This window comes from Vibrio sp. 14G-20 (assembly GCF_026241515.1).
Classification (GTDB): domain Bacteria; phylum Pseudomonadota; class Gammaproteobacteria; order Enterobacterales; family Vibrionaceae; genus Vibrio.
On the sequence record NZ_JAPHPW010000038.1, the window covers coordinates 1 to 11,998 of the forward strand.

3 protein-coding genes are annotated in these 11,998 nt (G+C 45.3%); all 3 read left to right on the forward strand.

Going from position 1 to position 11,998, the window contains the following annotated elements; translation table 11 throughout:
• Positions 1-8,486, forward strand: an 8,486-nt coding sequence (locus OQJ75_RS21285) for an RTX toxin (RefSeq protein ID WP_266067282.1), incomplete at its 5' end; no start/stop codon positions are given.
• Positions 8,487-8,519: 33 nt separating this feature from the next.
• Positions 8,520-10,679, forward strand: coding sequence for a type I secretion system permease/ATPase (locus tag OQJ75_RS21290; protein WP_265974805.1), 2,160 nt, complete (start codon positions 8,520-8,522; stop codon positions 10,677-10,679).
• Complete coding sequence (locus OQJ75_RS21295; RefSeq protein ID WP_248376724.1) at positions 10,672-11,997, forward strand: HlyD family type I secretion periplasmic adaptor subunit; 1,326 nt, start codon at positions 10,672-10,674, stop codon at positions 11,995-11,997. Before OQJ75_RS21290 ends, OQJ75_RS21295 begins: the two co-directional genes overlap by 8 nt.
• Position 11,998: the final 1 nt, after the last annotated feature.

The following is an 11,998-nucleotide window of genomic DNA, read 5'->3' on the forward strand; positions in this document are numbered from 1 at the left end:
TCGTTAAAGACACGCTGGCGGACATCAGTGTCAATTTCGATGGTTTTGGTGATGAGTATTACAACTTAGCCGAAATTACTAATGGTGCCTTGGTTGGCACGGTGACCAATGTTGAAGACGGTCAAACGATCACTATTACCATCACCGATAGCCTTAATGTCTCCCAAGTTTATACGACCACAGTAGTTGGCGGAAACTGGACGCTGACAGGTCAAGACTATTCGGGATTTGCAGAAGGAATCTTGACCGTAGAGGCTAGCGTTACGGATGTTGCGGGGAACACGGTCACTTCTAGCGACACAATAGTGAAAGATACGCTAGCCAGTATCACCGCAGAATTTGATGATTCCGATAACATACTCAACACCGAAGAGGTTCAATCTGTTCGTCTACAAGGTGTTGTTCAAAATGTAGAAAATGGACAGCCTATTACCGTCACAGTTACCGATAGCAATAATCAGTCTATCACGTTACAAACCGTAGTTATTGCAGGAGCTTGGAGCATCGATGATATCGATCTGTCTGCGTTTGCTGATGGCAATGTTACGGTAGAGGCGGTTACCGTTGATATTGCGGGTAATGAAACGACGGGCACTGACAGCAAAGGGCAAATTAATACCGTACCGCCTGTTATTGATATTGATACCTTGTCTGGTTTCAACATCTTGGATTTCCGTAGCGGCGATTTAACCACCATGCAGGGGACAACCGATGTCTCCGAAGGCTTACCTGTTTACATCGAGATCAATGATGGTACTCAAACGCTGACTTTTGTTGGAGTCGTGGATGTGTCAGGTGGCTGGCTAGTCGAGAATATTGATGTCTCTAGCTTAGACCCATCTACTGAGTGGATTATAGATGCGAGAGTGGCCAATTCGATTGGCAATGAAGTCAGCGATGACATGCCAAGTATTATACTGCCAGGTTCAGTCTCATTTTCTGAAAGCACGGTCGGGATCTTCGGAGATCAAACCCAAGTTGCTGACATCAATATTCAGTTTGCTGACGAGTTCGCTTTTAGTGCAAACCAAGTCTCTGCCGAGGGCGTGACATCTCAAGGTCAATCTATCGCTATTGCATTAGAGTCTGACGGGCAAGTGCTCAAAGCAACACGAACCGATGGAACATTGGTTTTCGAAGCTAAGATTGTTGGAGATACCGTTGAGATCACCTTTTACCAAGCGGTTGACCAACAAGCTGGTGAAGAGTTACTTCAAACGGCGATCATTATAGAAGGCCTTCAGATTGATGACGATGGAACCACTGAGCTCGTTTTAGGCGAATTGCCGATCACGATTCTAGATTCCGAACCTTTGCTGTTCGGCGAGTCTTACTCGATGGTTGAAGGTGAAACATCGTCAGGCAACGTTCTTAGTAATGACATTGACCTTGATACCGCTCTAACCATTAGTAGCGTCGAAGTTGGTGGAGTCAGCAAGGACATTTCAGGTGCAACTCCTGTGGTGTTCAATACCGGGGATGGTGTATTGACCGTATTTGCCAATGGACAGTGGACCTTTGAAGCAAATCGAAATTTAGATCATAACCAAGACCATACCGTTATCTTCAATTACGTTGCCGCTGACTCTAGTGGTGATTTTGGCTCTGCAACGGCGAGCATTGATATCACTGATGGTGCAGCAGGGCAGATATTGGATGATTCGAAAACGGTGACGGAAGTCGACGTTACCTCCGGTTCGCAAACCATCAATGCTCAATTTACTGTATTAGGTGGTTCGGATAACCCAGACCCAGATTCTATACAATTTAGCCCTGAGACTGTCGCACAACTAGAAGCATTAGGTATCACTTCGGGAGGTGACTCTACAGCACTTACTTATACTCTCAGCGCAGATGGTCGTACTATTACAGCTAAGCAAGGTGATGATGATGTGTTCTCGTTTTCAATGACGACAACGGTCGACGGGAACAATGTACTTGCCGATATCGTTTTGGTGATTGAACGGCCACTCGACCATGTGCTCACCAGTGATTTACTTACGATTCCGTTAAATATTATTGGTACAGACACCGATGGCACTGCTTTAGAAAACGGCCAAATATCATGGGTGATTGATGATGGTAATGATCCGAGTTTAATTCTCGATTCAAATGCTTCGGTCAACGAGTCGGATCTAAGCAATGATCCTATCGGTGAAGTCAGTAGCACCGGAACTTTCAGTCTCGGGATTGGCAGTGATTACTTAGATAGCGTGTTCTTTGATTTAGCTGATCAACCTCAGCTCTTTAGTGGCGGCGAGCAGATTTATTACACCGTTTCTGAGGATGGTACATTATTGACTGGCTACGCAGGGCCAGTAGCTGGTGGTGACGTTGCCTTTACTGTGAGTTTTTCCGCGCCCGTATCCGGTGATATAGACAGCAGTGTGGATTATGTCTTCACTCTTTATAAAGGCTTAGATCAAACCAATGGTACGGATTCTCTTCCTTTTACTGTTACTGCTCGCGATTCAGATAATGATAAAACCAAACTAGACCTTAACATCTCTATTACTGACGGTGGTGAACCGTTTATTGGAAGTGGCACGGTTGAACTATCTGAAACACCTATCGCCAATACAACACCAGATGGCGTAAGACAAAGCGCAGTGGTCAATTTGGATATCACTGCATCGCATGATCCTATCGTTTATCTTGGTATTGATGTGACAAACGGCCAGGCGGTTTTGGATGATGATGGTGAAGCCGTTACTCATAATGGTGAAGCGTTAACTTGGAGAGACAATGGTGACGGCAGTTTCGATGCGATATTAAGTAATGGCGATGTCATTATGCAGATTCGTCTACCTTCGGACTATTTCCTAGAAGCCAATGCTTCCGGTACGGTTGCCGTTGAGATTGATCTATATCGTTCTATTGACCATGGCACTGGGTTAAAAGATACCGAATTGAATATACCAACAACGGTTGTCGTTATTGATTCAGACGGTTCGCGTTCCACTCAAGAGTCAGACATTAAAATATACGATGGTAAGGATCCTGCATTCTCGGTTGTAGGTAGCATATCTGTCGATGAAGATGGCCTCATTGGTGACAACGAACAAACTGGGACTGAAGAACCAAGCCCATCGATCGCTATTATCCAAGGCTCGGACGATATCGCATCAGTTTCAATCAACATCGATGCTTTTGACGCCCTCGGTTACAGCAGTGGCGGACGAGCCATATCCTTGCAAGAAGCGAATGCAGATGGTTGGTATTACGCTCAAGATACGTCGGGTAACGATATCTTCCGAATTCGTTTTAACAACGATGGCACAACAGAGTTCAATCTATATGCGCCGGTTGATCATGCTACGGGTGATGGTGAAAATAATCTTGCTGTGAATTTTGAATTGGTCGTTACTGATGCCGATGGTGATAGTTCTGATCCGGCTATTTATGTTGTCAACGTTACGGATGCGGTTCCAACCTCTCGAAGCGGTTCGATTGAAATGGTGGAAGGCGATAATCTCAGCGGACAGTTCTTAACAGAAGAATTTGCTGGTGCGGATGGCGCCGTCATTGTTAGTTTTGACTATCGTGGTGATACCTACACTTTTACCGATGCAATTACGTCAATCGAGATTGATCTAATTAATGATTTTGATAATAGCGTCTACGGTCAGTTTACGCTTAACTCTGATGGCAGCTACCAACTGACTACTAATGCCAATGTATCAACTGACCCTACCGAACCTCGATTAATCGATGACATTGATTATTTGGTTCGCGATGCCGATGGTGATGAGGTCACGAGTACTGCAGAGCTTGTCCTAGATGATAACGAAGGCTTTATTCGTTATGAGGATTCTGAAACTACAGAAGATAACGATGCCATTATTGTTGTGAGTGTTTCTACCGGAGACGTTGACCAAAGCGAAACCGTTACGGCTATTGAATTCTCAGAAGATTCTTTGCAAGGCGGTAGCCTGTATTTAGATGGCGTATTGCTTCAAGTGGTTGATGGCAAAGTGACGCTTTCAGGCAATCAGTTAACGGCGATTGATAGCCAGTTTACCGGCCCGAACGGGCAGTTGACGTATCGTCCCGCACTCCATGAATCGAATACGACCTCAACGGTTATTCTAGCGATCAACGCCATCATTAGTACTGACACGGTTCCAAAAGAATTGACCGCTGATGTTGCCGTTTCGGTATTACCCGTGGCTGATGCACCGGATTGGTCTGATTCAGTGTTCACCTACCAATCGGTGGAAGATGACGCAGACCCAATTAAATTAGATATCACTGCTCAGTTGGTTGACCAAGATACATCTGAAGAACTGTCTTACACCATTAGCGGTATTCCAGATGGGCTCAATATCACCTTGAACGGTAACGCCGTTAAAGAAGGCAAAGAGTACACTCAAAACCAAATCAACAAAATGGAAATCAGAGCTGATGAAAATCTTGCGGGTCGATTCGAGTTTGAGATTACTGCGATTGCAACCGAAGCGGGAAACACCTTCGCTGACCCCGATGATAAAACGGCCGATATTGTTAATACTGTCGTTGTAGAGATCTCACCGGATGCTGATACTCCAATTTTATCTGTTAAAGATTACAAAGGTCTGGAAGATGAAAGCATCTTCCTAAAGAATGTAATCAATGGTGTGTTGACTGATACCGATGGTTCTGAGTCGTTAAGTTATCAAATTGAAGTACAAGACGGCTGGGCGATTCAAGGCGGGTTGTTTGACCTAATTGGTCCTAATACTTATCTCGTTTCTGCTGAAGCGATAGAGAACGGAACCGCTTATCTAATACCAAAAGAAGACATCAGCTCCTTTACGGAAGACCTATTCATTAATGTGACTGCCGTTTCTTATGAATCGACAGTTGACTCGTTAGACCCTGTTAATGTGACCGCGCTTAGCGATACCAAAACCATCAATATTTTCCTCAAGGGTGTCGTCGATGAGCCTATTGTTGTGGATGGCGGAAATGCGCATTGGGAATATGACAGTGATACCAAAGTCATCAGCAACCAATCTGTTCTCAATGAAGATGGTTTGATTCGTCTCGATTTTGTAGTCCAAACCTCAGATGACGATGTTTCTGAAGATATCAATATACTGCTTACTAATATTCCTGACGGCACCTTGCTGGTGGATTCATTGGGTGAGCCTGTGTCGCTGACCATCGCCTACATTGACGATGTGACAGGTCCAGTATTCCAGGTTTCTAACGCCCAACTGAATGATTTGTATCTCAAGCCAATTACTGATTTTAGTGGCGAGCTAGAGCTAACTGTTATTGCTATCTCGACAGAGCCTGATGGTGATTCGGGCGAATTCCCGATGACGTTGAAGGTAGAGTTAGCACCGATTGTCGATCAAGAAGATGGTCAGGTGGTTAGCACTCAAGGTATTGAAGACAGCCAAATTGGATTGAACCTTGAGCCATCTGTGAATCAAGATGTTGATGGAAGTGAGTCTTTAACGGGGTATGTGATTGATAGCCTACCTGCTGATCTGACTCTTTATTTCGATGGCAGTGTTATTGCAGTGCCAGTTTCAGGGTTAGATTTAGAAAGTTTATTAGACTCTACGACACCAACACTATCCGAGCTTTTAAGTAGCGGAAGACTGTCAGTAACCGCTACTGAAGATTTGAGCGGTACATTTTCGATCCCAATTACCTATGAAGTTACTGATACTTCGCCGGCAGGCGCAACTGATGTAAAAGATATCTCGGGATCAATCAGTGTCACGGTCGATGCGAGGGTCGAGTCAGATACTCGTTTGGAAAGTTCTGGTCAGCTATATATCAGTGAGGACGGTTCTCCAGTCAATGTGTCTGATGCCGTTACTTTTGTTGACGCTGATATGGATGGCTCAGAGTACTTAGATTACATCCTGATCGATGTGCCTGATGATTATTCGCTGATTATCGAACACCCGAACGGAGCCGCTCAAGATGTTTCAGGAAACTGGATTATCTCTGCGAACGGTCTGACGAGTGATTCGATTCAAGAATTGGCTCAAGAAATCTTAAGTGGTATGACAATCTCTAGCCCAAGCGACACCCCTGTTTTAGATATAGTGGTGCGTGCTCGTGTGATTGATGGCGAAGACTCTAAATATATTGATACCTCATTCCAAATCCAAATCACTGGCCATGATGGCGGGGGCGGTACTTGTGACCCTGTTGGCCCACCAAGTCCTATTCAACCGGGTGGCGATATTAAGACTGATGAAGGTGAAGATATCGATTTAACGGGCTTGCTCAATACCAATGTAGCGAGTGACCCAGACAATACGATCTCTTTCTATATTCCTGCTGATTCTCTTCCTGAAGGCGTCGAGATTTCAGGTGATGGTGTTATTGCGGAATATGACGCGGCTGGCGAAGTTGTCGGTTACTCGATTACAGCGGATGGCCTATCCAAGCTAACGCTAACAGGACTAGATGAAGACTTTGCCGGCTGTATCGACTTTACGATCAAGACCATTGAAACCTCGCCGTGTAATGGCGATACATTAACAACCGAACAAACGATAAGTATCCAAGTGCTGCCAGTCGTGGATGACATTACCGTTGCCACAGATTCGACAACAATCCAGGAAGATATCGCCACGGATCTTAATCTTGAGCTCGTTCTCGGTGATAGCGTTGAAGATGGCCAGTTAATCACGGGTGAAGGTAACAGCGCTACCGGCAAAGAAACCGTTAACTCCCTGACGATTACGGTATCAAATGGCGGTACGTTATCAGAGAGTCCTGCTGATACTGGATTGTTGGTTGATAACGGCAATGGTACTTGGACGGTAACGGATCCTAGCCGTTTGAGTGATGTGCTGGTGACACCACCTGAACATTACAGCGGCGAAATCACCTTAACGGTAACGGCAAATATTACCGATGAAGCGGATTGTGTCGTTGAAACGGATACTCAAGACAAGACAACCGTAGTGACGATCACCGTTGAACCTGTTGCTGATGCGGCTAACTTGGTGACTGAGGATATAGTTGGTGACGAAGACAACTATATTTCATTGTCATCACTAAGCGCGGAGTTGATCGACCAAGATGGCTCCGAAAATATGTCCTTGGCATTGAAAGGCGTGCCTGAAGGTGCGGTTGTTGCGATAAAGGTAGGCGACAGCTACGAATTAGTTCCTAACAATGGCGTCGATGGCGGTAGTTTTGATGGGAATCCTACTTATGAATGGCAATTGGATCCAAGTCAGCTTGCTAACCTTGTAATTCTACCGCCGCGAGATTTTAGTGGTGATATGAGTCTAGTCCTTGAGGCGATTACTCAAGAAATCGGCACGACAGAAATTCGCTATACCGAATCTGAATTCACCGTCGGTGTTAATCCTATTGGTGATAAAGTGGAGTTCTTCGATTTACCTGAACAGCTCACTGGAAGTGAAGATGATGGCATCGTGATTCCTCTTGATGCCAATAGCTTTGAAACCAACAGTGATGAGTTTTTAGCGATTACGGTAACAGTGAATGGAACTTCGGATCCATCAGGTTTAGTTGGGCTAGATCGAATTCGAATTGGATCAGAAACCAGTTCTTTCACCAGTGTTGGTGGCATCATACAGGCGACGATCCTCGTTAAAGCAAGTTCTGTTGATGAACTCGAATTCTTTGCGGGCGATGCGTTTGGTAACCTCGATATTACGATTACCGGCCGAACGGTCGATCAAAACACGGTACTTGGTGAGTTAGTGGTCGACACGGGTGACCCGAGCTCGCAAGACATGACGCTTATTATCACACCAGAGCCTGATGCTCCGTTATTGAGCGTTGAATACGCTTCTATTGTGGCAGAAGCAAGCGGCACGATACCTCTCGGTTTAGATCTTTCCCTTGTAAACCCTGCCGATTCTGAAGTGGGCTTTATTACCATCTATGACATCCCTGCGGGTTTGACGTTCTCACACGGCTCTATGGTCGATGGTCAATATGTGGTGGATTTAGCAGATGTACCTAATTTAGCCATTACTGGCGGCTACGATGACGTTGATCCATTTGAACTCACTATTGAACCCTCTGCTGAGATAGGCAACAACCAAGCGGTAGGGTTGCCTCAAACCGTATCGGTTGAATTTGTTGCTGAAGGGGACTCTACGGTTACCGCGACAGATGATAACGACCTGCTGGTTGGTGGGACGGGCTCAGATAATTTTGTGTTCGCATCTTCAGGCTTAGGGAGTGCAGAAGCCCCAAGCTACGATGTGATTCAAGATTTTGATGCGTCTCCAGACAGTGATGCAATTGACCTTTCGGGTATTTTGGGAAGCCTAGGGCTTAATACAGGGCTAGGGGCAACACAATATTTAGATTTAGAAGAATCTAGTGAAGGCGTAACCATTTCTATTAAACCTAATGGCGACGAAGACGTTCAACAAAACATCTTATTAGCCGATGTTACGTACGATGATCTGTATCAAGGCGACAGTAGTGGTGCATTAGAAGCACAAATTTTACAAAAAATGATAGAAGACAATAATTTAACGCTGTAAGTTAGAGGTACAGTCTATAAAAGGAAGTTTAGATTGGTAGAACAAAAAGACAGCTGGCTAGGTTGTGTTGAATGGTTATGTGAGCATTTTAATGTTCGCAGCCATCCTTCCAAAATATTGTCTGGCCTACCTTTAGATGAAGGAAGGCTCAATGAATCCCTTTTTCCAAGAGCGATTGAGAAATCGGGGTTAACGCTGAGCCAGGTTAAAAAAGAACTACTGAATCAATGTCAGTTTCCCGTTGTTGCTGTTAATTCTGCGACAGGGAGTCCCGTCGTTGTTATTCAAGGCTCTGGTGATCACTTTCAAGTATTGGATTGTGAAACCCATTCCAGCCAACAAACTTCATTAAAAGAATTGGTTACTCAAGTCGAATCGTATGTTTGGCAAGTGGGTGCTCAAGCGCTTGATGATGCGCGTGTTCAATCCCATGAACGTAGCGAGAATAAATCCAACACCCGTTGGTTATGGCGTGTCGTCAAAGAAGTAAAACCTTGGTATCGAGACCTGTTTATCGCTTCATTCTTGATCAACTTGCTCGCGCTAGTCGTGCCTCTTTTTACCATGAATGTGTACGACCGCGTGGTGCCAAACCAAGCGTTTAACACGCTTTGGGTTCTGGCGGCAGGCGTTGGTATTGTCGTTATTTTTGATTGGGTATTGAGAAGTTCACGAAGCTCTGTGACTGACATGGCTGGGCGCTATATTGATAACAAGTTGTCTTCCCAATTATTCTCAAAAGTCCTTGGTATGAAGTTGGAAAATCGACCTCAATCGGTAGGCGCGTTTGCGAGACAGCTTCAAGACTTCGATAGCGTTAAAGATTTCTTCACCTCCATCTCTTTAGTCACTTTAGTCGATCTACCATTTACCTTACTGTTCTTGTTCCTTATCGGTTGGCTCGGTGGTGCGATGATGTTGATTCCTGTCGCAATAATGCTGGTATTGATTGTGCTGAGCATTGCGATGAAAGGTAAAGTCGAGAAAACATTCGATGAAACCGCACGTTTGTCGACACAAAGACAAGCACAGCTGTTTGATTGCTTAACAACCTTACCGGATATCAAGCAAAACAATGCTGAGGGTATTACTCAGAAACGTTGGGAACAGACTATTTCATCGCTCTCTCAATGGCAGACTCAATCTCGCCACTATTCAAATATCGTGACGCATTCCATTCAGTCGAGTCAGCAGATCGTCACCATCACTCTCATCATCTTTGGTGTGTATCAGATCTCTGAAGGCTTGCTGAGTATGGGTGGCTTGATAGCGGTGGTGATGTTGAGTGGACGAGCCGCAAGCTCAGTGAATCAACTTTCTCTTTTAATGTTGAGGTTCCAACAAACCCGTTCTGCAGTTGAAGGCCTAAATCAGATCATGGACTTACCGCAAGAAGAATCTAAGCACCAAGTGATTGATAAGGGTGACTTTGACGGTGGGGTTAGGCTAGATGAAGTCACGTTTACTTATCCAGAAACTCAAAGCCCAGCGCTAAAGGAAATCTCTTTGGAGATAAAACCGGGCGAGCGAGTTGGTCTTGTCGGTGCGGCAGGCGCCGGAAAAACCACACTTTTATCGATTGTGGCTCGTCAGTATTTACCAACAACAGGGCAAGCTTTTTACCAAGAGATTGATGGGCAATTATGGCCTACCAGTGTCTTGCGTAGCGGAATGGGTTGGGTAGGGCAAACCACTAATTTGATCTTTGGCAGTGTTTACGACAACGTTACTTTGGGTGCGACCAACGTTGATGAAGAAAAGCTAAGACAAGCGCTGCAACAGTCAGGGCTGAACGGTTACATGGGACGCTTAAGTAATGGTTTAGAAACGCCTGTCGGTGAAGGTGGTCGATTGCTTTCAGGAGGCCAACGCCAAGCTGTGGCTATCGCAAGGGCGCTTTATCGCTGTCCAAAATTACTGATCATGGATGAACCTACCAGCGCACTAGATAACCAAGCTGAGATACAGTTTTTCAATGCACTACAAAGCATGCCGAGAGAAACCTCGATGCTGATCAGTTCGCACAAGTCTTCCTTCTTGATGATGTGTGATCGTGTGGTTGTATTAGATAAAGGTCAGATCGTGGCTGAGGGTGAGCCAAAAGACATTCTCTCTCTACAGAAGAAAAGCGCACCCAAAGGAACCAGTCGCTTCAAAACGGTTTCGGTGGTGAAGGGAGGTCGTCATGAGTAATGATATTCAATGGACCAACAATCATTTGGCATTTCGTTCTCGTAAGCTGATTTGGCTAAGTGCGTTATTGATTGTGTCGATTATCGGTTGGGCGACCTGGGCAACATTAGAAGAAGTCGTGATCGGCGAGGGCAAAGTCGTTCCTAGCCTTTCGGTACAAACCATTCAGAGCTTGGAAGGCGGTCTTGTTCAAGAAATTATGGTGCGACAAGGTCAGTCTGTGATGAAAGGGCAGCCACTGGCTAAGCTTGAAGACACGCGTTTTAAAGCGGCCTTTTTAGAGTCGGCTCAACAGGCCGATACTTTGCTTGCTCAACAGTTGAGATTGAAGGCTGAACTGTCGACCGTGGTTTTAAATAACGATGCGAAAGAATGGTATGAACGAGTGGTTTTAGTACCGCAAGATATTGTCATCGATGTATCGAGTCATCCTGCGTTAATGAACGCCAAAGCTAACTATCGAGAACGTTTAGGTCAATTGAAATCTGAACTGGAAGAGGCGGCACTTCGCATCGAGCAACAAGACCAAGCACGTGTCGATACGCTGAATAATATCCAGACACTTGAAAGCAGCCTCGATATTGTAATTCGTGAGCGCAACATGCTGAAAGATGTGGTGGCGAGTGGTGCTGTTGCTGAAGTGGAACTGCTGAAACTGAACCGTGATGTGGTCAAGTTGAAAGGCGATATTGCCAGCTCTAAAGTGGCGGCTCAGAAACAGATTGCTGCTTACTCGGAATCGATAGCCGATCACCGCAGCATCGCGTTAGATTTTCGTGCCAAAGTACAAGGTCAACTGAATGAAGTGGCCAGCAAAATAGCGCAGCTGAACGAAAGCCAACAGGCGATTGCCGACCAACTCAAGCGTACCGAAATTGTCGCGCCTGTTGATGGCACAGTCAAAGAGATCTTTGTGCGTACCATTGGTGGTGTAGTCCGTCCCGGCGAGCCGATTATTGAGATCATTCCATCAAACAGTGATTTGATTGTTGAAGCGAGGATCTCTCCGCAAGATATTGCGTTTGTTCATAATGGATTAGGCGCAACCGTTAAATTCACTGCGTATGACTTTGTTATCTATGGTGGCCTAAAAGGCAAAGTAACGTATGTCAGCGCCGATGCCTTACAAACGGAAGACGGCAACGCTTATTATCGAGCCCATATTCAGTTAGATGAAGACCAAAAGCATAATTCTGCGTTCAGCATAATCCCAGGTATGCAGGTTGCAGTGGATATATTGACGGGTGAAAAGACAGTACTGAGTTATTGGTTAAAACCTATTTTACGAGCTAAGGAAAATTCACTTCGCGAACGATGAA

Excerpts from the sequence above, each read along its gene's own strand:
- OQJ75_RS21295 (WP_248376724.1), top strand. The coding sequence starts at position 10,672 with ATGAGTAATGATATTCAATGGACCAACAATCATTTGGCATTTCGTTCT.